Here is a 26,584-nt window from a genome sequence, read left to right on the forward strand (position 1 = left end):
TGCCGCACCGGCGATTTTTCTCGCTGGTTCGACAGTTTTCCTTTACTTTTATCCCGCATTAACTGGCTGTAGGACCCCCACTTCAAGAATTACCGTAGATTCAATAATCATTTGTGGGGGATCAACAGCCAGTAAATGCCCGATTGGTTCGGGCCTGCAGGATGCAGGTCACGAAGGCGTTGCAACAGGACGTTGCGAACTTAGCCTTTGTTCAGCTAATCAGTGGAAAACCCTACTGATTGAAGCTTCACCTTATGAAATAACGCCAAGCTCTTTTCCAACTTTTTCATAGATTGCGAGCGCTTCGTCGAGCATTTCCTTCGTATGGGAAGCGATCGGCATATTCCGTACGCGCCCTTTGCCCTTCGGAACTGTCGGGAAGACGATTGATTTGGCATAGACGCCTTCTTCGATCAGCCGTTTCGAGAATTGCTGCGTCAACTTCTCGTCACCGATAATGCATGGCGTAATCGGCGTTTCGGACACACCTATGTTAAAGCCCAATTGTTTCAAGCCTTTTTTCAAGTAGTTTCCATTCTCCCATAACTTATCATACAGCTCGGTGGACTCCATGATTTTGTCGAGCGCGCCCATGATTGCAGCGACATCCCCTGCAGGCAATGCTGTTGAGAATAAAAACGGACGGGATCGCACTTTTAACCAGTCGATCAATTCCTGCTTCCCTGCAACATAACCGCCGACGACACCAATCGCTTTCGATAGCGTTCCGATTTGGAAGTCGATCTCTTTTTCAAGGCCGAAATGCTTCACAGTCCCTTTCCCTTTTCCGGTTACGCCGGATCCGTGCGCATCATCGACATAGGTAATCAAGTCGAATTCTTTGGCAATCTCCACAATTTCAGGGAGCTTCGCAATATTGCCATCCATTGAAAAGACGCCATCCGTAATATACATAAGTTTGCCATATTGTCCGGATTCTTTCGCCTCTTTCGCTTTCGCACGCAAATCGTCCATGTCCTGGTGCTTCACTCGGATGATTTTCGCACCAGAGAGACGGCAGCCGTCGATGATCGAAGCGTGGTTCAATTCATCCGAAAGTATAGCGTCCTGTTTATTCATGACCGCAGAAATCGCCGCCATATTGCAGTTAAAGCCGGATTGGTAAGAAATTGCCGCTTCCGTCCCTTTGAACTCAGCAAGTTTCTTCTCCAGCTCAATATGGATGTCGAGCGTTCCGTTGATTGTCCGGACAGCTCCTGCTCCGACACCGTATTTTTCCGTCGCTGCAATCGCGAGTTTTTTCAAATCTTCGTCCGTTGCAAGACCTAAATAGTTATTTGAGGATAGATTGATCAATTCTTTTCCGTTGATTTTAATTTTTGGACCGTTCGGACCTTCTACAGGCTCAATTACATTGTAGAGGCCTTGGTCGCGCAGTTCCTGTAAATTTTCTTGTAAAAAAGCGTCGAGAACTTTTGACAAATCGATCTTCCTTTCAAACAGGTGATGCCCCCATTTTAGCATATAGGGCGCGGAAGTTCCCTATCACAGGTCGATCCATTTCGAAAGTTGTCGCGTCTTTTCCTCAAATGTCTTCCTAACAATTGCTTGATCCATGACTTCACGAAGCCAGTTCTCACTCTGCGCATATGCATGCATATATCCTGTTGCATCCATGATTTTTTCTTTGTACATACTACTGATTTCGCCAATCTTCTCTTCCGCCTCCGCGTCTTCCATACAGAGCGAAACGAGATCGAGAATTTCATCCAACGGGCTTTCCGGATCGTATTCATGCGGCTGTGTCGCATCGAACAGGCATACCGACAATTCAGGCAATAACAAAAGATCGACGCTCGTCGGATCGAGGCCGCACCACCCGTACAGCACATCAATCCCCCGTCGTTCCGCTTCTTTACCAAGCTTTTTTAACATCGTCGATTTCCCTGTTCCGGATAATCCTTTCATGAGGATTCTCCTTTTCATACGGCTCGTAATCGAAGGAAGGAAATCGCGGGATCCGCCTGGACTTAACGACCCCGCGATCCGATGCGATACGGTTGATTTCTTATGCAAGTTCATACTGCCGAAAAGTTCCTTCTTCAATGATTCGATGAGCTGCTCATGTTCCATCCACATCATTCTGGCAATGTTCACTTGCTCCCAATCATCATGAATGCGCAAGGCATCCGACATGGCGTTCATCATTTTTAATAGCACTTTGTTTGATTCTTCCACAAAAGCTGTCATTTCGGTCGAACGGGCTTGCAGTTTTCCTTCGTCAAACGCATCATAGAAGCTGATGACGTGATGGCGGCCGCCAAGTTCGGCCGGCTCGAGCGAAACAGGGTGGGACGCTTGGAGGATGAATAAATCGAGGTCCCTTACAAAGATAGCGTCCGTATTGTCAGGATCGACAGGATTGTTGAAGCGATCCACATCGAATCCCCTTTTGATAAAGTGAGCTGCCGCATCATTCAATACATCGGATAATGCATTTGAAGGCGGCGCTTTTAGAAAAACTGTCTTTTGAGCGGTGGCAATCAAAGTATCGTATTTGTGCGCAATTCCTCGCCCCGTATAGGCTGTCCCCATGTATTCCGTTATTGTCCCGTATATGATGACCATCCTTTCCTTTTTAGACTACTTGCTTATTTACCATATGCCCAGCCCATAAAAAAAAGCACGGCTTGTCTGCCTGTGCTTTCAATTTTTTAAATATTAATTGTGCGATAATAGATATTATTATTTTGATGAATAGGTCGGAAGGAGTTGTAAAATGAAACAAAATAAATATGATGATCTCAATTTCTTTTCAGCGTATGAAAAGATGCCACGTTCAATTAACGGACTTGATAGTGCGGGAGAATGGCATATTTTAAGAGAAATGATACCTAACCTGCAACATAAAGATGTACTCGATTTAGGCTGTGGCTTCGGCTGGCATTGCCGTTATGCTCGTGAACAGCAAGCCAGTTCTGTCATCGGGGTAGATCTTTCAAAGAAAATGCTTCAAAAAGCTCGTGAAATGGCGGATGACTCTGCAATTACGTACATTAACATGGCAATTGAAGACATATCTTTTTCAGAATCGCAATTTGATGTTGTCATTAGTTCGTTAGCTTTTCACTATATAGAGTCCTTTGAAGCAATCTGTAAAAAAGTTTATCATTGTTTAAAACCTGGGGGATCTTTCGTATTTTCAGTTGAACATCCAATTTTCACTTCCCGGAACGAACAAGATTGGCATTACGATGATGAAGGGAACCGCCTACATTGGGCAGTTGATCATTACCAGTCAGAAGGTTTGCGGGAAACAACATTCCTAACGGAGAATGTTGTTAAATATCATAAGACATTTTCGACCTATATGAATGACCTTATTAATGCAGGGTTTATTATTAAGGAAGTCAAGGAACCGATCCCTTCTGAAGAAATGTTAAAGGGTATCCCCAATATGAAAGATGAACTCCGAAGACCAATGTTCTTACTCATTTCTTCTGAAAAATAAACAACAAAGGGAAACCCTGATAATTGGAGTTTCCCTACTTTACGTAGTCATTTATTTAAGATATAAAACCTGGTCGTCTTCCTCACCGATAATTCTCAATAGTAGTTTACGACATTGCGGCAATGCATAGTGGACGAATTGGCCGATGAGCAACGCGATGATGACTGTGCCGATTCCGACGGGACCGCCTAATAACCATCCTGTAAAGGCAACAATCACCTCAATCGTCGTCCGCACGACTTTCACACTGATGCCGAATTTTTCAACGAAGATAAGCATGAGGCTATCGCGGGGACCTGCACCGATATTCGGTGCGACGTAAATACCGACGCCGTAAGCCATGACAGCGACACCAAGCGTGAAGATGATCACTTGTCCCGTCATCGAACTGAATTCAGGCAGCAACCAGTTGAACAAATCGATAAAGAGACCGGTCAGGATCATGTTCAACCAAGTGCCTACCTTTGGCCATTGCTTCAGCACGACGGCAGTCGCTGTGATGATAATAAAACCGGTGATGATGCCCCATGTCCCGATCGTCAGCCCGAAGTTCCGGTACAGTCCGATATGTAGGACGTCCCACGGCCCGACGCCGAGGCGTTGGCCTTTAATCGTCATTGAAATTCCGAGCGATAAAATCATGACGCCAACAAGGAAGAAAATCCATCTCCATACTACAATCTTTTTCATTTATACTCTTCTCTCCATACTACTCCAGTGAATAGCTAGTTCTATGATTGTCCTATTGTAGCAGGTAGCCTTGAAATAAGCGATTAGTCTTTGATGATGTCGATGAAAGACGCTTCGGCGACACGGGCAAGATCAACCGGAGACAACTTCATTTGCAAACCAGGCTTTCCTGCACTGACGATAATGCGCTCCAGCTGTTCGGCTGAAGCGTCTATGACTGTCGGATATTTCTTCTTCATGCCAATTGCAGAGCAGCCGCCACGGACGTACCCTGTCATTGCTGTCAGATCTTTTAACGGCAGCATATCTATTTTTTTCACACCCGCTGCCTTCGCAGCTTTCTTCAGATCGAGCTCCTGTGCGACCGGGATAATGAAGACAAATAACTCCCGCGGTCCCGCAATCGTCACGAGCGTCTTATATACGGATTCCGCCGCCTGCCCCGTCTTTTCAGCGACCGATACGCCGTCCAATTGTCCATCCTGGATATCATATTCCATCAACTCATATGGCACTTGCTCATTTTCCAATAGCCGCACTGCGTTTGTCTTTACCGATTTCCTCTTCGCCAAATCTACTCACATCCACTTCCCAAAGATTACTCTTATTACATATAAATTAAACTTGCTTTGCAAAACCTGTACTTTTCTCCCGATATCCCATCGCCTTATAGAAAGCATGCGCCGCCATACGTTCTGGACGATTTCCGCTATTCACCACAATCCCAACTGCCCCTTTACTCCTTGCCCACTCTTCAGATGCCGCCAATAAAAGCTTGCCAATACCTTTATTGCGATACGTATCATCTACCACAAAGGCAACAATTCGAACATATATCCCATCTGACTCGTAAAAAATGCCTGTACATAAACCAGACATGCCTACCACATTTCCTTCATCTTCAATGACCAATGTATGATAAGAGGGTTCCGCACTTATTTTTTCAAATCGGGTTGTCATCTGTTCAATTGAAGTTGGATAGCCCAGTTGGCTCATTAATATGGCCATTTGAGGGATGTCGCTCGAGCATGCACTTCTTACTTTCATAGTCCTCTACCCCTTTTATGAATTAAAAAGGCCGCCATCAACTGGCGACCTCCCAAAACAATTACCCTCCGCATAATTACGCCCATTTAAAATGGACGACATTCACCGGATACTTGTAAAGCATATTAAGCAGTTTTATTATAATTCGGCCATTCTGCAATAAACCCAATCCGTTTTGCTTCTATTTGGATCGAATATGCGGAAATTGCTTTTGCAAATCGTTTCTGTTCTAACAATATTTCCCGTTCTACATCGTTTGGGAGATCCATGGATGCCACTTTGAACGCTTCCATCGTTTCACGATTCGCTGCAGCTTCCAATTGGGATTGCTCACGCTTTTGGAGGGCGAGCCTCGCTTCCGTTTCCATAATTTTGGCAGAAGCGGTTGCCGCTAGCTGATGATCCGCGGTCGTCGGCTCCGGTTCCGAGATCGCTTCCCTTCGGACATCCCGCCACGCGTCAATCGTTTCTTCCAGCGTCTTCCCGAGAGGAAGGGCGATCTGCTTCACTTGACCGGCGTCCAGTTTCTTGAACTCCCGGGTTTCCTGTCCCGCGTCCGGCTCCTTTTTCCCGGTCAGCAACGCTTCCAGATCTTCGAGCATTTTTTGATTCCGCCCATTATAATCTGCCTGGCGATGATAAGCTTGTTCTGCATTTCGGCGTCTCACTGCGTCATACCGTTGCATTTGGTCGGCAGCGGATGCGACCGTCATGATGGCATTCATGTCACTCACCTCCCGATACATGTCCACTTTCAATTATGTGTATTATATCCAGTATTTGCTTACGGAAACATCCTGCGAAAGGTTCAAAGTCTGATTATTCAAAAGGTATTTTTGACTGGGTATTTTTACCCATTTCCGTACACCGATCACTTATCGAACAGTTTTTTCAACGCATCCGCCATTGCCGTGTTCACCGGCTCTTCCTGCTTCTTCATATACTTCTGAACGTCACGTTTGTCCGCCTTTTTACCGCCGGATTGCGCGCGTCGCTTTTCAAAGGCAGATAGCTTTTCGCGGTGGCCACATTTACAGACGAAGATTCTTCCGTCCCCTTCTCCGCGCAATTCAAGCTTCTTCTTACAGTTCGGGCATCGCGCATTCGTCAATTGGGAGACGTTGCGACGATGACCGCATTCCCGGTCTTGGCAGACGAGCATTTTACCGCGCTTTCCATTCACTTCAAGCAATGGCTTTCCGCAATCCGGGCACATTTTTCCTGTCACATTATCGTGTTTGAACTTCTTCTCGTCAGTCTTAATTTCCTTAACGGTCTTCTTCGAGAAGTCGATCATCTCTTTCATGAAAGCCTCTTTTTTCATTTTGCCGTTGGCGATTTTCGTCAAGCTTTGCTCCCATTCAGCGGTTAAAGCAGGAGATTTCAAATCTTCCGGTACAAGTTCAAGCAGCTGCCTGCCTTTTGAAGTCGTGAAGATGTCATTCCCTCTCTTCTCGATGACGAATGAACTAAACAACTTTTCGATGATGTCAGCGCGTGTCGCAACAGTTCCAAGGCCGCCTGTATCGCCAAGCGTTTTAATCAGGTCTTTTGATTCCCCCGCCATGAACTGTGCAGGGTTTTCCATTGCCGCAAGCAATGTTCCTTCATTGAAACGCGCCGGCGGTTTTGTTTGCCCTTCCGTCATGACGATGGCGCGGATTTTCACTTCAGCACCTTTCGTGAAAGCCGGCAACCTGTCCGTATCTTCCTCTTCCTCCTCTGTGGAATAAACAGCCTTCCACCCTTCGTCGGTGACCGTTCTTCCTTTCGCCTTGAACATCTCCCCGCCAACGTCAAGTTCTGCAGTCACTTGCTCATAGCGGAACGGTCCGAAGAAGACAGCAAGGAAACGTTTGACAATCAAATCATATAAACGTTGCTCCTTGTCGGAAAGGTTTTGATAGATCGGTGTCTCCTCCGTCGGGATGATTGCGTGGTGATCGGATACGCGCTTATCATCAATGACGCCCTTCTGCGGCTTGACTGAATTCGAGCGCAATAATACATTGACCGACTTCCGATATGGTCCGATATCGACCGCTTTGATACGCTCTTTCAAAGTACCCGCCATATCAGACGTCAAATGCTTCGAATCAGTCCGCGGATACGTCACCGCTTTATGTCGTTCATATAGATTTTGCAGTGTCGACAATGTCTCTTTCGCAGACCACGACCAACGTCGATGCGCTTCCTTCTGCAGTTCCGTCAAATCGAATAGATGGGGAGCCGGCTGTTGCTTCGGTGTCGTTTTCACATCGATTACCTTTCCGGAATGAACCCCGTCAAGCTTCGTCAACAGTTTTTCGATCGCATCTTTATTGAATGACTGTGTCTGGCCCGCCTTATCGGACCATGTGAACCTTGCCGTTTCCGTCAACGCCTGCAATCCGTAATACGATTTCGGCTTGAATTCACGGATTTGCCGTTCGCGCTCTGCAATCATCGCAAGTGTCGGGGTCTGGACACGCCCCGTCGATAATTGGGCGTTATATTTCACCGTCAGCGCACGTGTCGCGTTAATGCCGACTACCCAGTCCGCTTCCGCACGGGCAACCGCTGCCTCGTACAAGTTTTCATATTGGCGGCCGTCCTTTAAGTTGTTGAATCCATCTTTGATCGCTTTATCGGTAACTGATGAAATCCAAAGCCTTTTTACGGGCTTACGGTTCTTCGCCATTTCTAAGATCCAGCGGGCGACGAGTTCACCTTCACGTCCAGCATCCGTCGCGATGATGACATCTTTCACATCATTCCGTCGAAGCTGTGCCTTCACCGCGTTGTATTGTTTCGTCGTCTGACGGATCGGCGTCAATTTGAACGGATCCGGAATGATCGGCAAATGTTCCAGTTTCCATTCCTTATATTCATTGCCGTACCCTTCCGGATCGGCGTGTGTCACAAGATGGCCGAGCGCCCACGTGACGATATATTTTTGGCCTTCCAAAAAGCCATTACCTTTTTTATTACAGCCGAGCACCCGCGCAATATCTCTTGCAACGGAAGGCTTTTCGGCCAACACTACTGATTTGGACATAACAAAATCCCCTTTCTACCTACTTTGATTATAAAGGAGAACGACCTCCGATGCATTCTTGGTGAAAATTACTAATGGGAGGGATGGCTTTGGACTTGGAAGGTCTTGCTTTGAGCGCAGGGCGGCTCGCTTTGAGCGCGGAATGGCTGACTTTGAGCGCGGGGCAGCTCGCTTTGAGCGCGGAGCGACTTGCTTTGAGCGTGAGACGGCTCACTTTGAGCGCAGGGCGACTTGCTTTGAGCGCGAGACGGCTCACTTTGAGCGCGGGGCAGCTTGCTTCGGGCGCGGGGCGGATCGCTTCGGGCGCGGGATGGCTTGCTTCGGGCGCGGGGCGGCTGGCTTCAGGCGCGAAGCGGATCGCTTCGGGCGCGGGACAGCTTGCTTCAGGCGTGGGGCGGCTTACTTCGGGCGCGGGGCGGATCGCTTCGGGCGCGGGATGGCTTGCTTCAGGCGTGGGGCGGCTTACTTCGGGCGCGGGGCGGATCGCTTCGGGCGCGGGATGGCTTGCTTCAGGCGTGGGGTGGCTTACTTCGGGCGCGGAGCGGCTGGCTTCGGGCGTGGGACCCCTTACTTTGGACGCGCGACCCCTCGCTTTGGACGCGGCACCCCTCACTTTGGACGCGGCACCTCTCACTTTGGACGCCCGCCCCCTCACTTTGGACGCGATACATCATCCACAAAAAAAAGCTGCCACAGAAAGTCATTTTCGACTTTCTGGACAGCCCCTACTATCTATCAATGCGAGTCTAATGCATCCTTGCAGAGATCTTTGCTCATTTCTGTATATTTCGTAAACACTCTCGCCAATTCACGTAACCGGTTATGTACATCTTCATCGATGATGCGGTTATCTTGGTCGAAATGGCCTGAATGGGTATAAACGAAATTCGGTGTAACAAGACAGCGGAAATAATCCAAAATCGGCTTCAGCTGAAATTCGGCGACGAGATGATGCTGATATGTGCCCCCATTTGCTACCATTGAAACCGGTTTGTAACGCATCGCATGGGGATGCAGCATATCAAATGCATTTTTCAGCACACCTGGAATGGAGCCTTGAAAGATAGGCGTTGCAATGATGTAGGCATCTGCCGCTTCAAATTTCCGCACCATTTCCTGCATGTCTGCGTTATATTGTTCTGACGGACGTCCGTCCACAAATTGGTGATCATAGTCCGCTAAATTCATTCGTGCAATTTGGAAATCCGCACTTGCCTCTTTTAAGTATTCCTCTACCGTATCAAGTACGGCGCCCGTTTTGCTGCCGATAATGGTCCCGTCCACAAACAAAACTTTCACTGGTCATCCTCCTCAAAAGCTGTTTCTACAAAGACCATCGTACCATAACAGATGTCCCCATTACCTTAAAACGAGCTTATCCGGAAGTAGAGTCCCCGTTAGACATCGGAGCAGATCCTGGAATGTTCCGCTTGCCTTGGGAGGAATCTTCTGTGAACATCTCTTCCAGTTTTTCATAAGGAATTTCCGTATCCCCATTTTCCTCTTCCAAACGTTCCTTGACTCGCTCAATCGTCTTTGCTGGAGATGTCAGCGTAACGATTGTATCCCCTGCACTCGCCTGTAATTCAACAGTCGGTGTGAAAAACTCAATACTCCCATCAGCACGCAGAATATAAAGCAAAATGGATTTATCATCACGCTCACGCAAATATTGTGTGTAGCTATATTGCTTCGTAATAAGCGTCTTACGGATGACGTGGCCGGCAAGCATCCGTTCCTCCAAGCTATAAATCGAAATGGAAGGTGAGAATAGCGTCTTCCCGCCTGTAAAAGTCAATACTTCCACATCTTTTCCGACGTGGTAAGCGGTTTGGAATAAATGATCCCGTCCAAGATCCGGCGTAAAATCCGCGCAAACATGCGCATTGTACATATCCATCTTTGTCATCGCCAGCATATACCGATATGGCGTCAAATCGATATGGTAATCGACCTGCTCCGATAAAATATCCCCTACATAGGTATCCAGCCCGCGTCTTCTTGCATCCGCTAGCGCTGCCCATGACTGATCGATCAATAGAACTGCATTTCCTGTAGCCTTGATCGATTGCGCCAATTCTGCAGCAAAGCGGGTTCCCCCGATAATGGCGACACCCGATTCATCGGCGGTCGTTAAATTCAGCTTTCTCGCAATGAAACCGATTGAAAATCCATGGAGCACAACCGTCGCAAGGACGAGTGCAAACGTTAAAGCGGTGAGCAGTTCCGCATCTTTATAGCCGTTTTCGAGCAAGATCGTGGCAAAATAACCCGATACCGTAAGCGCCACAATCCCTCTCGGTGCAATCCAGCCAATCAACAGTTTCTCTCGTATATTCAAATCTGTCCCGATCGTAGCTATCCAAATGGACAATGGCCTGACGCCAAAGAGCATAGCTGCTACATACGCCATGATTGTAGGGTTGAAGATTTCTAGTAGAATTTTCGGATCGAGCGACGCTGTGAGCATGACGAAAATGCCCGAGATGAGCAGCACGGAAATGTTCTCCTTGAAATGGCGCACATCATTCAACGTCGTCAATCGCATATTCGCCATTTTCATCCCCATCGCAGTGACGGCCAATAAACCCGTCTCATGCATAATTTCATCCGCCAAAACAAAGGCGAACAGGACAACGACAAATAGAATCGGCGCCTTCAAAAACTCAGGGATGCTCCCTCGCTCGAATGCGTTCCCAATGATAACTGCAGCAGCCCATCCGAGAAGGACAGCAAAGGCGGATGCAGCAAAGAAGAGCAATAGCGCCTTTAACGTGGCTTCACTATTGATGAATTTAATAAATTCAAATGCAAATACGGCGAGCAGCGCACCGAATGGGTCGACGACAATCCCTTCCCATTTCAAAATGGCGGCAGTACGCGGTTTCAGTCTCGCCTGTCGCAATAACGGCAAAATCACTGTCGGGCCGGTGACTATGAACAGCCCTCCGATAATAAATGCGACCTCCCATGACAAGCCCGCCAGATAATGCGCTGCAAGAGACCCGGCAATCCAGGCAATGAATGCTCCTATCGTAACAATCCTTCCGACCGGCTTGCCAAACCCTTTGATTTCCCTGACGTCCAAGTTCAAGCTTCCTTCAAAAAGGATGATGGCGACTGCAAACGATATGATCGGCCCGAACAGGTCCCCCAAGCTTTCCTGTGGGTTGATCAAGCCGAATACCGGTCCTACGAGCAATCCCGCCAACGCCATGACGACGATGGCAGGCATTCGATATTTCCATGCAATCCATTGTGAAAGCATTCCGATGACAATGACAAGCATTAAGTCGAACAATAAAGAATCGAACAATGGAAGCACCCCGTTTCCTTAAGAATAAGTGCTAGTTTATCACATTTCTTTTTTCAATCCACCCATTTATACATAACTTAATTTTTCCAATCATAGGGTGAAAAGGAGAGTCGTTATATACAGGAATAGAAAGGGTGATTCCAATAGAAAAATCAAAGAAGAAAACTGTTGCATTCTACATTGCGAGGTCTGATGGAAAAGGGTCCTATCCTGCTCGGAGGGCCGCCGTGCTCGCACGGGACATCGCGAAAGAAGTGAACGTCCTATTCATCGTCGGTGAAAACTCCCCTTCACCTCCGGAAGGCTTTAAATCAATCACGATCGGCAAAAAGGCCAATCTGATACAAACACTTACACTCATCCGTCCCGATCTCCTCATCCGCGATACAGGCTCGACGATTTCTGAGGAAGTAGAGAAAATCAGCGATATCGTCCCGTCTCTATTGCATTTTGACGATTTCGGGGATGGTAGAAAACAGGCGGATTTCGTCTTCCAGACACTCCAAGAGGAAGCGATTGACGAGCAGGAAGAGCATGTGATCGTAGATCGCCAGCTGTTCATTACAGATCCATCCATGCGGCCGTTTGAAAAATACGGTTTACGAAAAAAAGCCCCCGGGCCCCTTCCCCATCTTGTGATTTCGTTCGGAGAAGAGGACGAAGGAAACTTGACGTACCGTGCTTTACGGCATGTATCCCAACTTCAAATTCCGCTGAAGGTAACTGTCCTTGTCGGGGAGTGTTACCCGCATGATGTCAGCACGCTTCGAATGATGGCACTTGGCAGGCGCAACACACTTGTCCAACAGCCGCCTTACAATGTGCCGGAAATTTACGCAACGGCGGATGTCATTTTATGCGCATCGGGCTATATGCCTTATGAAGTCGCTGTCATGGGGATTCCATGCGTCGTCCTCTCCCAAAATGATTTCGAGCTCGGACTTGCATTTCCGAAAGAACAGCACGGCTTCGTTCATCTTGGACTTGGACGGAAAGTGAAACAGTCGAACTTGCTAAATGCGATCATGGAACCGTTGTTGCATGAATCATTGCGGAAACGTTCGATTGATCGCCAACTTTCACTCGACCTCGGGGACGGGAAGGACAAAGTCGTCGAGACCATCTATTATTTATTGGAACACCCGAAACGCGGAGCGGGCGGAAAAGCGATGTCGGATATGCTACACTAAAGGAAAACGATTGGGGTTTTCCACATGAACAAACGACAAATCGAATCAGCAATCGCTGAACTGAAAATGGATTACATCAGCTTACAAGGCGATGTAGAGAAGCTGGAGTCAACCGGACATGCAGATTCCGTACAGAAAGCCGAGCAACGGCTCGCTGCTATGGAAGAAAAGCTAGCCGAGTTGAACAAACAGCTTGCAGAGCTGAATGAATGAACGAATGAAAGGCTGCCGACGAACAGTGAATCTGTTCATGGACAGCCTTTTTAGCCGGAGGCATTAACTTGCTTCAGCAAGTTAATACGTTGTCAATTTCAATAATTCCTGGAGACGGTAAATGCCGCGCTGGAAGAATGTGAAGCCGTCCTGGTACTCCTCGAAATCGAGTGTATAGAGAGCGTCTTCGTTATTCCATAAACGATTGAAATAACGGTCGATCTCTTGAGACAGCTCGCTATCATTCGGTGCGATGACTCTCAAGTTCGCTTCGAGATTGTAATTGTTCAATGTACGGCCGGTCAGATTCGCGGACCCGTTTGTAATATACGTTTCATGCTCCGTTTGAACGACAACCAGCTTTGTATGATATTGGCCGACGACTGTATGATTCCAGCGGACATCCAGTTTACCTTCTGTTTCATCCATCATCTTCTGGACGACGGGACGATTCGGTATACCCGTCTTCTCATTGCCGAACGAGTTTTCATTCGGATCCAAAATCATTTGGACATGGACACCCCGATTCGATGCATCGACGATCGCTTGCACGACTTCGGGCATTGCAATGAAAAACATACCAATTCGAATTCTATCCCCTTCTTGAGCCGCTGCGATGTCCCCAAGAAGCGCATCAAGGATTTTCTTTTCCGTCAAATATTGGACTGCGTACTCCCCATCCCCTTGCGCATCAACTTCCACTCGCGGCAAGGAACCACCATTCGTATAGCGGACGACAGCCTCTTCCGCCTCTAAAATGTCATTCAATATCGTTCCTTTCACTTCCAAGGCGACGTTTCCATGAAGGCCACTCGCATTATGCGGATTTGCCGATGACACTATCGCCGATTTGTCCGTCACGATTGTCTTTCGGTGATTGGCTTTTATGTTTAAAAGGATTAAATAGGATCTCAATGTCATTTTCGGCGCATTGCTCGCCATTGCATTTTCAATCCATCCCTCCTTTTCGAAATTCACCCAACGAAAAATAGTCCGGTAGAGACCAGAATAGATAGGTGTCGAATCCCTCAATTTATCGAGGTCTGTATAGACAACTTCAATACCCGCTTCTTCCAACTGATTGAACCATTTTGATTCATATGATCCATACCCTTTGTTGAGGGGATCGGTAATAAAAATGATATCCATTTTCGGATTCTCTTTTTTCTTTTCAATCAATTTTCCTGTCAACGTTTCCGCAATTTTTGGAAAGTCGATATTTTCATCCGTATAATGGTCCATGAGGAAGAAATCGAGGACGATGAACTGTTCCGCTTCGTCTATCATCTTGTAAATCTCCTCAAAGATCTCTAGCTCATGCACCATACCATCCCCTTCTTTGGTTTGGGCATAGGTCAGATCACTGAGCATTTCAACATCGTCCGTCCAGTGGATATCGCCTTCGTAATTAAGACCTGCAGGGAGCGGTTTATATGTATGCCAAGTGATTACTCCGACGTACAGGAATAAAAATAGCAGGATGGCCATGAGAATGATCCATTTTGGCCTCACCCATCTTTTCATTTTCTCCATCATATCAACCCCGAATTCAACTTCCTCTACTAATTCCCCTAACTGAATACATGCAAACAAAAAAACAGATGAAGAAAAACTCTTCATCTGTTTTCTTTACTTATTGGAATACCGGTGCAACGTATGGCATTGTTTTCGCTAAAATCCATACTAAGAATAGGACAGCTGGCACGTGGAAGATCAATTGCAAAATGGAATAGCCTGCAAGATCTTTCGCCTTGATTCCTAAGACTCCCAACAAAGGAAGCATGAAGAAAGGGTTGACCATATTCGGAAGTGCTTCAGACGCATTGTATACTTGTACAATCCAAGCCATGCTTACATTCAATTCTTTCGCAGCTTCCAGCAAATACGGTGCTTCAACGATCCATTTTCCACCACCCGATGGTAGAAATAGGCCTAAAACTGCCGAGTAGATTCCGGCAATAAGCGGGAACGTGTTTTCAGTCGATATGGACAGGAAGAATTCCACTAATACATCGTTCAATCCCGAGTTCATTAAGATACCAAAGATACCCGCGTAAAGAGGAAATTGAATAAGTACACCAGCGATTGCAGGCACTGAATTCGAAACCGAATTCAAGAAGTTTCTAGGTGTCCAGTGCAATAGTAACCCGATCGTCAGCAACATGAAGTTATAGTTGTTCAGATTCAGGGCAGCGATTGCTCCGTTTGCCGCAATGGCTTTGACGATATATAGAATCATGATTGCTACAAGCAGAAGCGTTAGAATCGGGCTATATTCTAGCCACTCTCCCGGTCTTCCAGCTTTTTTCTTAACAGTAGATTCTTTATTACTCCAGTCAATTCCAGCCATTTTAGCTGTCTTCGCCTTGTCTTTATTCGGTGCAGACACGAATGCAAGCCAAACGGACAATGCAATAAGAACGACAATCATCACAAGGTTTTGCCACGTGAAAATCGTTTCAGACATTGAAATCGTTCCACTGATTTCATATAACTCAGCAGGGATTGAAGCTTTCGTCGCCATCAATAATGCTGCAGAAGAGGAAAGACCCAGTGCCCAGACGGAGCCCAAGCCAAGGAACCCAGCCGCTCCCATTGCGCGATAATCGACACCCTCCATACGATTGCTGATCTCCTTGATCAGTATTCCACTGAATACCAAGCTAAATCCCCAGCTAATAAGGGAAGTAACCATCGCAAAGAATGCTATAAACGCGACTGCCCCCTTCGGTGATTTAGGAATTCCAGCAAGCTTTGAAATGAGTCTATGTACAGGCTTTGCTGAAGCCACTACGTATCCAGTAATAATGATAAATGCCATTTGCATCGTGAACGGTATCAAATCCCAATAATGCGTTCCGAAGTCTACACCGATTTCGACTGGGGTCCGTCCCATGAATAAAGCGATAATTGCAATGATAATAACTGCGACTGCAGCAAAGATATACGCATCCGGGAACCATCTTTCACTCCAATTCGCAAGCGAAATTCCGAGCCGTTCCAACCGTCCTTCTTGTTCTTCATTTACCTTTTTTTGTTCCAACATTTCCACACCCTTTATAGAAACTTATTGTAAACAGGGGGTGGCTCTTGAACCCACCCCTGTTTAAAGTGAACACCAATCCAGTTATCCAATTTACGGTTTACTTCGTCGTAGTGAGATCCGGCGCTACGGTGAAGCTCGCTTCCGTCTTTTCTTTCACTTCGTCCACCGTAACACCTTCCATCGTTTCAATTAAGACCATTCCGTTTTCTGTAAAGTCGAACACTGCCAAATCTGTAATGAGCCGATGGACAACCCCTTGTCCTGTCAGTGGCAATGTACATTCTTTCTTCACTTTTGATTCACCGTGTTTATTGACATGCTCCATCACGACAATGACCCGTTTCGCCCCATTTACAAGATCCATTGCGCCGCCCATGCCTTTGACCATTTTCCCCGGAATCATCCAATTGGCCAAGTCTCCATTTTCTGAAACTTCCATACCTCCAAGTATCGCGAGGTCAATATGGCCCCCACGAATCATCGCGAAGGATTCGGCACTGTCAAAAAATGAGGATCCAGGTTTTGTTGTAATCGTCTCTTTCCCGGCATTAATCAAATCCGGATCTTCTTGACCTTCCACGGGATACGGTCCGATGCCTAGCAACCCATTTTCCGATTGCAATAAAACGTTGAACTCAGCTGGAATTTCATTGGCGACCAAAGTCGGCATACCGATCCCTAAGTTGACGTTCATGCCATCTTCAATTTCCTGAACCGCGCGTTTAATAATTGTCACACGTACATCTTTCATCCTTTTCAACCCCTTTTCAAGTCTGTTTGCAAAGAGAAGTACTTTCACTCTCTTACTTAAGCCTTAATAACCGTCCGACGTTCGATTCGTTTTTCATAATTCGTTCCAAGTAACAACCGTTGTACATAGATGCCCGGTGTATGAATTTCATCTGGATCCAATTCGCCTGGCTCCACGATTTCCTCCACTTCCGCAATTGTGATTTTGCCTGCCATTGCTGCAAGCGGATTAAAATTGCGGGCTGTTTTCCGGTAAACAAGATTACCGAGTGTATCGGCCTTCCACGCTTTTACAAGAGCAAAATCACCGACGATTCCTTCCTCTAGCAAATACGTTTTTCCGTTGAATTCCTTTGTTTCTTTCCCTTCAGCGATCGGAGTGCCTACGCCAGTTGCGGTATAGAAACCAGGAATCCCCGCTCCTCCCGCTCTCATTCGCTCAGCTAGCGTACCTTGTGGCGTCAACTCCACTTCCAGTTCACCACTTAAAAATTGCTGTTCGAAAATCTTATTTTCACCTACATAAGAAGCTACCATTTTTTTAATCTGCTTATTCGCCAATAGAAGGCCAAGACCCCAATCATCGACACCGCAGTTGTTGCTGTAAACTGTCAAATCCTTCGTCCCTTGATCACGGAGTGCCTCAATCGCTTTCTCGGGAATGCCAGATAGTCCAAATCCGCCTACAATAATTGATGCACCATCTTGAATATCTGAAACCGCTTCCAAAAACGAATCCATTACTTTGCTCATCGTGACTCCTCCTTTTTCTCCACTTTCCTTGTAGTTTACAATTCAATTTCTTATAAGTAAAATACATAAATAGAATGACATTTATTCCTATTTAGAATAATCAGGAGGGGTCTCGTGGAATTTCGTGATATTAGAGCTTTCGTGGAAGTTGCAAATCACCAAGGTTTCACAAAAGCCGCAGAGCACTCGCATCAATCACAACCGTCTTTGAGTAAAGCAGTTAAAAAGCTGGAAGACGAATTAGGCGTCACACTTTTCGACCGCTCTACGCGGCATCTCTTATTGACCGATGCCGGTAAAATCGTCTATACACAAGGACAGCAAGCACTTGCAGCCTTGCAAGCTTTGCCGAACCTTTTGGAGGAATTGAGTGAAGGGGCTACAGGGGAGATTAAAATCGGGATTCCGCCACTCATCGGGACACTTTTCTTCCCGGAAATTGCCCGTACTTTCCATATGCATTATCCGAATGTGAAACTCGAACTTTATGAACATGGAGCCATGATAATTGAGCAGCTCTTGGAAGAAGACAAGATTGACGTTGGCATTACTGTTCTACCGACCGATAATACGATCTTCCATACATATCCGTTTATCAATGATGAATTTATACTCTATCTTCATCATGATCATCAGCTTGCCGAACGGGAATCTGTTGAACTGATCGAATTAAAAGGAGAACAATTCATTCTGTTTTCGAAAGGCTTCGCTTTACATGAACATATTATTAATGCATGCAAAGATGCTGGATTTATCCCTTCCATTTCCTATGAAAGCTCACAATGGGATTTGATATTGGAATTGGTCGCTTCTAAACTAGGCATTACGCTGTTGCCCAAGTCAATTTTTGAAAAACAAAACAACCCCCTGATCAAGACGATCCCGCTTCAATCGTCTTCCCTTCGTTGGAAATTAGGGGTGATCACGAAGAAAAATGCCTATCATTCGTTTGCGCTAAAAAAATTCATTCAACTGTTTACGGAGAAGCAACTTATTTCTTTCGAATAAAAATAGGTGAAGAAAAAATTGTATCCTGCCATAAATACCATTGATTTACGTTCCGATTGGACGCTTTCCGCGGGCACGGCTTCAGCCAATCGAACAGCGAAGGGTTCGATTTGCCTTAATTTCTGCGTCTTTTGCAGAAATTAAGGCATCCTGCTTCAAACATGTTCGTACTAAGATGTGCTCGTAACGCTGCGCTTTTACTCGCAAACGCCGTTCTTCGTAACAGGCAAGTGCTAGGATGTGCTCGCAACGCTATGCTTTTGCTCGCAAACGCCGTTCTTCGTAACAGGCAAGTGCTAGGATGTGCTCGCAACGCTATGCTTTTGCTCGCAAACGCCGTTCTTCGTAACGGCGTTCGCTGGAGTCGCCAATCTCCACTCCAATCAATTGGAAGATTTTTAGATATTGCTGCAAGCACTCATAAGTTCTTCCAAATACATAAAAAAATGCCCCTATCTAACTAGGGGCATTCCATTTATATAGCTGATGATTACGCAGTGACGTATTCTCTTACTGTCGTGTCGTCCATCATTAATTCTTTCAAATATTTTTTTGCACGGAACAGACGGGATTTCACTGTGCCGATCGACACTTTCATCAATTCCGCGATTTCAATCAATGAATACTGATAGACGTAGAAGTATTCGATTGTCGTCCGGTAAATGGCATCTAATTCGCCGATTTTTTGCTGTACCATGACTTGGATATCGTTCTGTTCAATCATTTCGACAGGTGTCGGGTGATCGCTTGGAACCAAATCCAATATCGGAACGTCCAATGTATCAGGTTGGTGCATTACGTGTTTACTTCTTCTAACATCCTTACGGTAACGATCGCGGAATGTGTTCATGCAAATCGTCGTCAGCCAAGCCTTCATCCGGTCAACGCTGTCCATTTTCCCGCTATAGCGGACAACCTTCACCCATACGTCTTGCATAAGGTCTTCGGCTTCCTCTTTATTGCGTGTTAATTTCAAGCATAGATGGTATATGTATCTGCCGTATTCGTCATATAGCTCAGTCAAATCGATTTTCATAGATAATTCCTCCGTTTTGTAACTGTTACCTTTATTATCAATGAATCTCCCATTACAAACTATCGACTTGTCTTTCACTAAACTTACAAAGTTGTAAGCTTCAAAAGTAAAAAAAGTGAAATTTAAAAACCATACCACATACTGAAAATGAGTACATGGCATGGTTTATGAATTCCATTAGTCTATTTCATAGTAACTGCAAACCACTTGTCCCACGGCTTTTGCGGCTACTAGGAGTGCGTCTTCATCAATGTCAAATTTTGGATGGTGGTTGAAGTATGGTTTCTCCACCCCTTTTGGTGTACAGGCAATGTAGAAAAAGCATGCCGGGAATTTTTCTGCATAATACGCAAAGTCTTCAGATGGAGACATCGCAGGGAATTCCTTCACTTCTTTAATGTCCTCATCATCCATGCTCCGTAAGCTTTCCGCTACTTTTGCAGTAAGCTCGGGATCGTTGTATAAAGGCGGATAATCCGGCGTATATGTAAGCTCACATGTCAGGTCGAATTCTTCTTCAATTCCTCTTACAATCCGTTTAACTTCTCTTTCAATCGTTTCTTTTGTTTCGACGGTCATATAACGAATATCGCCTTCCAGTTCTACACTGTCTTTGATTACGTTAAATGTACCTTTTCCATCGAAAGAGCCGATTGTGATGACGCCAATATCGAAGGGGCTTAATCTGCGGCTAATAATGGTTTGTGCAGCTGTAACAAAATGGGCAGCCGCGACAATGGCATCGTTTGCAAGATGCGGCGAGGAACCATGTCCGCCTCTCCCTTGAACTTTTAATTTCATATAGGCCCGGCCATTGAAAGAGTATCCTGCATGATACCCTACAGTACCTGCAGGTCCCATCGGCAACAAGTGAATTCCATAGACTGCGTCCAAGTCATCCAATAAACCAGATTCCACTATGCTCTTCGCTCCGCCCGGCGGCACTTCTTCAGCATGTTGGTGAATGATTTTAATGGTCCCTGGAATGGAGTCTTTTAATTGAATTAAGCAATCCGCTAACACTAATAGATAAGCGGTATGTCCATCATGTCCACACGCATGCATGGCGCCTTCATTCTTCGATTTAAACGGGACGTCTGTCTCTTCTACAATTGGAAGTGCATCGAAATCTGCTCGAAGACCAATCGTTTTTCCAGGCTTCCCACCTTTTATTGTTACGATGATGCCATATCCATTTCCAACATTCGTATGAATTTCAACGTCTTTTCCCTTATAGAAATCCGCAATAAATTGAGCTGTATTCTTCTCTTGAAATGAGATTTCAGGATGTTCATGTAAGTACCGGCGTATGTTAATGATTTCTTCTTTGCGTGATTCAAGCATGCTCATTAATTCACTTTTCATCATGCCGTCTCCTTTTTAACAGTACAGAATGAAGACCTCCTCCATTCTGTACCGATTTATCATAGCTTCCGATCTGGATCGTATTTTTTAATTAGCTGCCTTTTTTAGTGTTTGTACTGTTTTAGGCGCTGGAACTTCTGTTGTTTTACCTGCAGTCTTAGGAACCATAATGACAATCGAAAGAATTGCGAGTACACCGAAGATGACATTTACCAAGATCCCTACTGATGCTGCTGTCTCAACACTTCCAGCGGCTGCAACTGAGCTATAAACCGTTGCTGAAATCGCAACCCCGATTGCACTACCAAGGGAGCTTGCCATTTTGTAAACCCCTGCAGCCTCCCCTACTTTCTCTGACGGGGCATTTGAAACAGATGTATCTGTAGAAGGTGTTGCATAGATTCCAAGTCCAAGACCAAATAATACAAACCCAATAAATACGACGACTGTATAAGCAAAGTCAGGTAAGAAAGTTAGACCCATGATCGCTACACCGATTGTACTGATGATCGCACCTGAAACCATCGGTAACTTCGCTCCAACTTTTTGAAGAATTTTTTCACCAACCCGAATCATCGCAAGAACAACGATTAAATATCCGATCGATAGCATCCCTGCCTGAAATGCAGTGAATCCCCGACCTACTTGGACATACGTATTGGCAACAACGAGTGTCCCAGCAATCGCATTTAATAAGAAGTTTGAATACGTTGCGCCTGCATATGGTTTATTTTTAAATAACGAGAAGTCGATAAGTGCAATTGCTTTCTTTTTCTCTACTTTATAGAAGACAATAGCTCCAACAATTGTAACGACTGCAAGAAGTATCGTAATTGCACTTGTCCAGCCTAAGTCCGCTCCGAATGTAATGAATACGTTCAATGCAATCATCGTTACGGCAAAGATGGCCAAACCACTGTAATCGAATGTAAATTTACCAGTACCTTCTGCCTTGCTTTCAGGTGTATCTTTAATCAACCACATTGCTAGTAGCGCAAAGACAATGGAGAAGATGAAGATCCATTTCCATCCCATATAGGTTGCAATGGCGCCGCCTGCAAATGAACAGACACCTGAACCGCCCCATGATCCGATTGACCAGTAACTAAGGGCACGTTGTCTCTCTTTTCCATCAAAATATGCCTTCATTAACGCAATCGTTGCTGGCATAATACATGCTGCAGAAATACCTTGGATGATCCGTCCGATAATGAGTAGGACAGCTCCTTGGGCAAATACAAGACATAAAGAACCAATGACACTTAACACTAACCCGATATACGTGATTTTTTTACGTCCAATTTTATCTGCGAGCCCGCCAGCCGCTACGATAAACATTCCTGAGAATAATGCTGTTAAACTGATCGCTATATTTAACGTTCCATACGAAACTCCTAAATCTGATTGAACGGCAGGTACCACGTTGACCATTGCCTGTGCAAAAAGCCAAAATGTGATAACCCCGAACACAATCCCAGTGATTAACTTATCTGTACCTTTGTAACTTGCCTCCATCGTTAACCCTCCTGTATTTTCACTAAACTAGTAATACGTTTATCAAGAAACGATATTGGATCAAATAAGGCCTTACGTTATTGTTTCGTTTCTATACTTCGATTATAGAAATTCGTGGTGTAAGAAGAGAGTCGTTTTTTGTCCGAAATACGTGGTGAAATGGCAAAAAAATTCCCTGTTCTTTTCAGAGGAAAAAATATGGGGTTGTTTTTTGTCATTGTCATTAAAAAGAAAAAGCCCTCCGCTGTTGGAGAGCCTTGGACAAATATCAATAAGCTTTTCGAATATCAAAAAAGTGAATCGCATTGCTCGTTAATGAGGAATAAAACGACCATTCATCTTCGATGGATTCATCGAAAATTTCTAGAGAAGGACGACTGGAATGGATAATATAATCAATGATCTCCGCATCCATGCCATACTTACTGTTCAAATTACGCCACTTTGTATAAAGTGCACCATTATTTTTATCAAACACATGCTTCCGGATTTGATAATCTCCTTTAGGGATTCCAGAAATCATGACGTGGACTTCCTTATTCAGCCTTTGAAGGAATGTCTCTTCGATGGATAAGTAAGGGTTGATAATGGTCGTATTCATAATGATTAATTGAAAGCCCCGGTCAGTTCTCGTCATTACATAATTCTCATCCTGCGCCACAATCTCGCCGTGTAGACGTTTTAAAAACTTGAGAGCAAAATAAGCAGGACGTTTTCCCTTCAGATAATGGAATAATTCAACACCATCCATCCGATACCGTAGATCCCTTCCATTCTGCTCATGTGCAAATGTATTGATCCATAGGGCTACTGTCGTCACGTCATTGGATATATCCAAAATATTTTTCAACACCAATGCTCCCCTAAAGAAAGTTCCGTTCGTATACCGTGTATTGCCTGACAAAGTGTTCCATGCAACGAGATGAAGTGGTTTTTCAAGATGATTCCTTTTTAAATAGAGCTTCAGTTTATTCGTTTTCTCCTTGATGTAATCCTTTGCCAAATCAAATTTCTTTTCCGCCATTTCTTCAAAATCAATTACTTCATTTTGATTAGCGTTAAAGCCGATGAAATCGATGAGCTCACCATGTTCTAACTGCCATTCATGATGGGTGCTCGTTTTTTCTTGACGGAAAGAAAAAGGCATATAGACGCCTACCCGAATCGAAGGAACGATCGTTTTTAAGACTTGATGTAATTTTATATACGTCTTCTTTAGTTCTTTTGCATCCACCGCGGTGAAATAAGGCTCGTAAAACATGACATGCCACTGCTTTACAAACGACTCTCCGTATCGCTGTAAACAATGTCTTATGAATTGAATCAGATTGGTGAAGTATTGTTCTCCATCTCTCGATATATCTATATAATCAACCCGTATAAAAAGAGATAAATCATGCTTCCTCATAAATTCCAAAGCGTTATCAATATTAAAATAAGGTGAGGTTGTTGGAATCTCCTCATCAGTCTCTACTTCCGGCGGGATCGTCGTGCTGCTAGAAGGGTGACGGACTCCTATATACTTTAACTGCAAATCCTTTTTAACTTCTAAAATTTGAGAGCGGACATCTTCTTTTAACAGCTCAGAGATTTCGCCAACAATTAAAATATGATCAGGATAATGCAAATTCACTTGCGCATGACTAGATAAAGTGATTGGCAACTTTTCATACCTCATTTCAGTGAGGTTATAAGGTTTCTGATCATCTATATTGAATTGACTTAATCTTTCTATTATCTCTGAAGACTGGATTAGATGTGAAACGTCTTCCTTGCTATAGGTTTGAACTGAATCCTCTTTTTGAACTTCGTGGGTGTCTCGGTAGACATGTGGGGTCATTCCATGCACTTCTTTAAAGAGGGTTGAAAATGCTTTTGTGTTTGGGAATCCATTATTCATCGCAATTTGCGAAATGGAGTCATTTGTGTAAAGCAGCTCCTTCATACTATGCTTAAGCCTAATATTCATTAAATAACGACTGAATCCGATCCCCATATTCTGTTTAAAATAGCGGGATAGATAGCTTGTCGACAGAAAGTATTTCGTCGCAATTTCTTCTAATGTAATTGGCTGATCATAATTTCTTTCCATATAGTCAATGATTTGCAAAAGGCGCCGATCACCTGTATCTATTTTCTGTATGACACTGCCTTCCTCTTTAAAGCTTCGGATTAAAATGAGCAGCATTTGACAGATATAGCTTGTCAGCTCAATGAGATAGCTTTCGTCTTGTCTATAATAACTAATCATCACATTGGCCAATAATTTTCGTATGGTAAGAATCTTTTCTTCTCTTCCAAGATCAATTTCTCTTGAAAAGCACTCAAAGCGGTGATTACGATAGTTGGCATAATGGCGCTCCATGAATCGATCGGATATCGATAAAACCATTACTCTATTTTCTTCATAACCTTGTGCCTGGTAGAGCTGATTACGATTAATGACAAGCAAATCGTTTTCTTCCATATGATAAAACCGGTCGGATGTCTCAATTTTCAACTTCCCGCTAAGTACCAAGATAACTTGAATCCCTTTTTTGATTCGTGGCACCATGACATCAATATGTTGAAATGATATTTGAAAATCTGACATTGGATCGTTCAAGCGAATCACTCCTATTTCTATAAAGAGCATGTGATAATTGATAGGTTTCCATACTTCTGCAGGATTATCATCTTATGTTATCTATATAGCTAGTCCAAAGTAAATACAAACTTACGATGGAATAGACAAAAAAAAAACACCCTCAGCTCTAACAAGCTAAAAGGGTGATTGACCAAGCGGTGAAATTATTCTTCTTCCGCTTCCGTATCAAATCGTTTCGTAATCTTCATCTTGACGATCCGGCTACGGTCCATTTCTTCAATTTCGAAGTATAGGTTTTCGTATGTAAAACGTTCTCCTTGCTCTGGCACATGACCAAGCTCTTGCATGACAAATCCGCCAATTGTTTCATGATCGGTCGGCAATTCGACGCCAAGCATATCAATCGCATCGATAATTTCAAGGCGGCCGTGACAAATAAGCAGATTTTCTTGATTTTCATAGACAAGTACTTCTTCATCAAAATCAGTTTCATCCTCGATATCCTGCCCGATCATTTCCTCAATGATATCCTCATGAGTGACAATCCCAAGCGTACCGCCGTATTCATCGAGCACGATGGCCATATGCTTTTTATTTGCAAGCATCAGTTTGAACACCTTTTCGACGCTTGCCGTCTGGACGACGAATAAAGGCTCATCATCCATCACCTCGGCAAGTGTCTTTTCAGGATGCAAGGACCATTCGATCAGCATCTTCGAATAAAACACCCCGACGACGCGGTCGATGCTTTCCTCGTAAATCGGATAGCGGGTGTAGAAATATTCCAGAATCGTATCGCGTACTTCTTCGTACGTCGAATCAACCGGCAATGCAATAACATCCGTACGGTGGGTTTCCATGACATCGGATACGTCCTTTTCAGGAAAATCGAGCACCCCTTTTAACCGGAGCGACTCCTCCTGTTCAAATGTACCTTCCGTAGAAGCAATGTCTACCATGGATCGGAGCTCCTCTTTCGTCAACGTCGCCTCCTTCACGGCACCTTTGGAAATGATGCGTATGAAGACGTTTGTGAATAAAGAAAGGAGCATCGTCAACGGCGTCATCAGCTTGACGTAAATCGAAATCGTCGGCGCAACAACATACGCCATTCGATCTGCAAACGTGGCAGCGATCGACTTCGGAAGCACTTCTCCAAAAACGATGATGACGACTGTCAAAATAGCTGTCATGACGCCCACTTTCAAGCCTTTATCAATTGCAATCAACGTGACAATCGTCGGCATCATAATATTCGCAACATTGTTTCCAATGAGGATTGCCGTAATCATCTTATCAGGCTTGGAGATGAGCTCTCGCAGTCTAATCGATTTTATATCGCCTTGTTCAGCACGAAGCTGGACTTTCATGCGGCTGACCGCTGTAAGCGCTGTCTCGCTCCCTGAAAGGAAGAAAGACATCAATAAAAAGAACCCTAGTGCTATAAACAACAGTGATTCCTCCCGGAGTTTCTGTACTTCAACAGATCGTTCAATTAGCAACTTTTTCATATCATAACATACTACTAGTAAATCCGTCCTTTTAAATACATTCCGAAA

General features: G+C 44.8%; 23 protein-coding genes. 5 read left to right on the plus strand and 18 right to left on the minus strand.

What is annotated here, in order from left to right:
- Positions 1–252: 252 nt before the first annotated feature.
- The gene (locus MHZ92_RS05270; RefSeq protein ID WP_239430538.1) at positions 253–1,443 is read right to left on the minus strand and encodes a glycine C-acetyltransferase; all 1,191 of its coding nucleotides are present in this window, start codon (positions 1,441–1,443) and stop codon (positions 253–255) included.
- 63 nt (positions 1,444–1,506) lie between these two features.
- Positions 1,507–2,556, minus strand: coding sequence for a nucleotide kinase (locus tag MHZ92_RS05275; protein ID WP_239430539.1), 1,050 nt, complete (start codon positions 2,554–2,556; stop codon positions 1,507–1,509).
- Between the two features lie 184 nt (positions 2,557–2,740).
- Here MHZ92_RS05275 and MHZ92_RS05280 point away from each other — a divergent pair, with 184 nt between their 5' ends.
- On the plus strand, positions 2,741–3,472 hold the full coding sequence (locus MHZ92_RS05280; protein WP_239430540.1) for a class I SAM-dependent methyltransferase: 732 nt from the start codon (positions 2,741–2,743) through the stop codon (positions 3,470–3,472).
- 51 nt (positions 3,473–3,523) lie between these two features.
- Here MHZ92_RS05280 and MHZ92_RS05285 read toward each other — a convergent pair whose 3' ends face one another.
- From MHZ92_RS05285 to MHZ92_RS05305, 5 genes are all read right to left on the minus strand, one after another.
- On the minus strand, positions 3,524–4,162 hold the full coding sequence (locus tag MHZ92_RS05285) for a YczE/YyaS/YitT family protein (RefSeq protein WP_239430541.1): 639 nt from the start codon (positions 4,160–4,162) through the stop codon (positions 3,524–3,526).
- A gap of 83 nt (positions 4,163–4,245) precedes the next feature.
- Positions 4,246–4,734 (minus strand): Cys-tRNA(Pro) deacylase, encoded by a 489-nt coding sequence (ybaK, locus tag MHZ92_RS05290; RefSeq protein ID WP_239430542.1) that lies wholly within the window; start codon positions 4,732–4,734, stop codon positions 4,246–4,248.
- A gap of 46 nt (positions 4,735–4,780) precedes the next feature.
- A complete protein-coding gene (locus MHZ92_RS05295) occupies positions 4,781–5,209 on the minus strand; it encodes a GNAT family N-acetyltransferase (RefSeq protein ID WP_239430543.1) in 429 nt (142 codons plus the stop codon).
- A gap of 125 nt (positions 5,210–5,334) precedes the next feature.
- On the minus strand, positions 5,335–5,934 hold the full coding sequence (locus tag MHZ92_RS05300) for a hypothetical protein (protein ID WP_239430544.1): 600 nt from the start codon (positions 5,932–5,934) through the stop codon (positions 5,335–5,337).
- A 146-nt stretch (positions 5,935–6,080) separates the two neighbouring features.
- A complete protein-coding gene (locus MHZ92_RS05305; protein WP_239430545.1) occupies positions 6,081–8,246 on the minus strand; it encodes a DNA topoisomerase III in 2,166 nt (721 codons plus the stop codon).
- Positions 8,247–8,329: 83 nt separating this feature from the next.
- On the opposite strand from MHZ92_RS05305, the gene MHZ92_RS21570 reads away from it, so the two are divergent.
- A complete protein-coding gene (locus MHZ92_RS21570) occupies positions 8,330–9,040 on the plus strand; it encodes a hypothetical protein (RefSeq protein WP_370644625.1) in 711 nt (236 codons plus the stop codon).
- On the opposite strand, the gene MHZ92_RS05310 is transcribed toward MHZ92_RS21570, so the two are convergent.
- The gene (locus MHZ92_RS05310; protein ID WP_239430546.1) at positions 8,982–9,545 is read right to left on the minus strand and encodes an NADPH-dependent FMN reductase; all 564 of its coding nucleotides are present in this window, start codon (positions 9,543–9,545) and stop codon (positions 8,982–8,984) included. The two genes, MHZ92_RS21570 and MHZ92_RS05310, sit on opposite strands and share 59 nt — an antisense overlap.
- 76 nt (positions 9,546–9,621) lie before the next feature.
- The gene (locus MHZ92_RS05315; RefSeq protein ID WP_239430547.1) at positions 9,622–11,562 is read right to left on the minus strand and encodes a cation:proton antiporter; all 1,941 of its coding nucleotides are present in this window, start codon (positions 11,560–11,562) and stop codon (positions 9,622–9,624) included.
- Positions 11,563–11,696: 134 nt separating this feature from the next.
- Between MHZ92_RS05315 and MHZ92_RS05320 the strand changes: the two genes are divergently transcribed.
- Complete coding sequence (locus MHZ92_RS05320; protein WP_239430548.1) at positions 11,697–12,752, plus strand: PseG/SpsG family protein; 1,056 nt, start codon at positions 11,697–11,699, stop codon at positions 12,750–12,752.
- Positions 12,753–12,776: 24 nt separating this feature from the next.
- Positions 12,777–12,965: an SE1832 family protein gene (locus MHZ92_RS05325; protein WP_239430549.1), complete on the plus strand. Its 189-nt coding sequence runs from the start codon at positions 12,777–12,779 to the stop codon at positions 12,963–12,965.
- A gap of 81 nt (positions 12,966–13,046) precedes the next feature.
- On the opposite strand, the gene MHZ92_RS05330 is transcribed toward MHZ92_RS05325, so the two are convergent.
- The 4 genes from MHZ92_RS05330 to MHZ92_RS05345 form a co-directional block, all read right to left on the minus strand.
- Positions 13,047–14,558, minus strand: a complete 1,512-nt coding sequence (locus tag MHZ92_RS05330) for a phospholipase D-like domain-containing protein (protein WP_370644626.1) — start codon at positions 14,556–14,558, stop codon at positions 13,047–13,049.
- A 40-nt stretch (positions 14,559–14,598) separates the two neighbouring features.
- Positions 14,599–16,008, minus strand: a complete 1,410-nt coding sequence (locus MHZ92_RS05335; RefSeq protein WP_239430550.1) for a short-chain fatty acid transporter — start codon at positions 16,006–16,008, stop codon at positions 14,599–14,601.
- A 100-nt stretch (positions 16,009–16,108) separates the two neighbouring features.
- Positions 16,109–16,762 (minus strand): 3-oxoacid CoA-transferase subunit B, encoded by a 654-nt coding sequence (locus MHZ92_RS05340; protein ID WP_239430551.1) that lies wholly within the window; start codon positions 16,760–16,762, stop codon positions 16,109–16,111.
- 56 nt (positions 16,763–16,818) lie between these two features.
- On the minus strand, positions 16,819–17,514 hold the full coding sequence (locus tag MHZ92_RS05345) for a CoA transferase subunit A (protein ID WP_239430552.1): 696 nt from the start codon (positions 17,512–17,514) through the stop codon (positions 16,819–16,821).
- Positions 17,515–17,628: 114 nt separating this feature from the next.
- Here MHZ92_RS05345 and MHZ92_RS05350 point away from each other — a divergent pair, with 114 nt between their 5' ends.
- Positions 17,629–18,522, plus strand: a complete 894-nt coding sequence (locus tag MHZ92_RS05350) for a LysR family transcriptional regulator (protein ID WP_239430553.1) — start codon at positions 17,629–17,631, stop codon at positions 18,520–18,522.
- Between the two features lie 490 nt (positions 18,523–19,012).
- On the opposite strand, the gene MHZ92_RS05355 is transcribed toward MHZ92_RS05350, so the two are convergent.
- From MHZ92_RS05355 to MHZ92_RS05375, 5 genes are all read right to left on the minus strand, one after another.
- The gene (locus MHZ92_RS05355) at positions 19,013–19,558 is read right to left on the minus strand and encodes an RNA polymerase sigma factor (RefSeq protein WP_239430554.1); all 546 of its coding nucleotides are present in this window, start codon (positions 19,556–19,558) and stop codon (positions 19,013–19,015) included.
- Positions 19,559–19,735: 177 nt separating this feature from the next.
- Complete coding sequence (locus MHZ92_RS05360; RefSeq protein WP_239430555.1) at positions 19,736–20,923, minus strand: amidohydrolase; 1,188 nt, start codon at positions 20,921–20,923, stop codon at positions 19,736–19,738.
- Positions 20,924–21,010: 87 nt separating this feature from the next.
- Positions 21,011–22,438: an MFS transporter gene (locus tag MHZ92_RS05365; RefSeq protein WP_239430556.1), complete on the minus strand. Its 1,428-nt coding sequence runs from the start codon at positions 22,436–22,438 to the stop codon at positions 21,011–21,013.
- Between the two features lie 268 nt (positions 22,439–22,706).
- Positions 22,707–25,043 carry a helix-turn-helix domain-containing protein gene (locus tag MHZ92_RS05370; RefSeq protein WP_239430557.1) on the minus strand — a complete coding sequence of 779 codons (2,337 nt, stop codon included), beginning with the start codon at positions 25,041–25,043 and terminating at the stop codon, positions 22,707–22,709.
- Positions 25,044–25,228: 185 nt separating this feature from the next.
- On the minus strand, positions 25,229–26,536 hold the full coding sequence (locus MHZ92_RS05375; protein ID WP_239430558.1) for a hemolysin family protein: 1,308 nt from the start codon (positions 26,534–26,536) through the stop codon (positions 25,229–25,231).
- Positions 26,537–26,584 lie beyond the last annotated feature (48 nt).

It is taken from the genome of Sporosarcina sp. ACRSL, from assembly GCF_022346605.1.
Lineage (GTDB): Bacteria > Bacillota > Bacilli > Bacillales_A > Planococcaceae > Sporosarcina.

What these genes read in the sequence shown, in the direction of transcription:
- MHZ92_RS05300 (WP_239430544.1), bottom strand. Translation starts at nt 5,934, where the DNA reads ATGAATGCCATCATGACGGTCGCATCCGCTGCCGACCAAATGCAACGG.
- MHZ92_RS05285 (WP_239430541.1), bottom strand. Translation starts at nt 4,162, where the DNA reads ATGAAAAAGATTGTAGTATGGAGATGGATTTTCTTCCTTGTTGGCGTC.
- MHZ92_RS05375 (WP_239430558.1), bottom strand. Translation starts at nt 26,536, where the DNA reads ATGAAAAAGTTGCTAATTGAACGATCTGTTGAAGTACAGAAACTCCGG.
- MHZ92_RS05340 (WP_239430551.1), bottom strand. Translation starts at nt 16,762, where the DNA reads ATGAAAGATGTACGTGTGACAATTATTAAACGCGCGGTTCAGGAAATT.
- MHZ92_RS05345 (WP_239430552.1), bottom strand. Translation starts at nt 17,514, where the DNA reads ATGAGCAAAGTAATGGATTCGTTTTTGGAAGCGGTTTCAGATATTCAA.
- MHZ92_RS05355 (WP_239430554.1), bottom strand. Translation starts at nt 19,558, where the DNA reads ATGAAAATCGATTTGACTGAGCTATATGACGAATACGGCAGATACATA.
- MHZ92_RS05365 (WP_239430556.1), bottom strand. Translation starts at nt 22,438, where the DNA reads ATGGAGGCAAGTTACAAAGGTACAGATAAGTTAATCACTGGGATTGTG.
- MHZ92_RS05360 (WP_239430555.1), bottom strand. Translation starts at nt 20,923, where the DNA reads ATGAAAAGTGAATTAATGAGCATGCTTGAATCACGCAAAGAAGAAATC.
- MHZ92_RS05275 (WP_239430539.1), bottom strand. Translation starts at nt 2,556, where the DNA reads ATGGGGACAGCCTATACGGGGCGAGGAATTGCGCACAAATACGATACT.
- MHZ92_RS21570 (WP_370644625.1), top strand. Translation starts at nt 8,330, where the DNA reads ATGGCTTTGGACTTGGAAGGTCTTGCTTTGAGCGCAGGGCGGCTCGCT.
- MHZ92_RS05295 (WP_239430543.1), bottom strand. Translation starts at nt 5,209, where the DNA reads ATGAAAGTAAGAAGTGCATGCTCGAGCGACATCCCTCAAATGGCCATA.
- MHZ92_RS05325 (WP_239430549.1), top strand. Translation starts at nt 12,777, where the DNA reads ATGAACAAACGACAAATCGAATCAGCAATCGCTGAACTGAAAATGGAT.
- MHZ92_RS05280 (WP_239430540.1), top strand. Translation starts at nt 2,741, where the DNA reads ATGAAACAAAATAAATATGATGATCTCAATTTCTTTTCAGCGTATGAA.
- MHZ92_RS05305 (WP_239430545.1), bottom strand. Translation starts at nt 8,246, where the DNA reads ATGTCCAAATCAGTAGTGTTGGCCGAAAAGCCTTCCGTTGCAAGAGAT.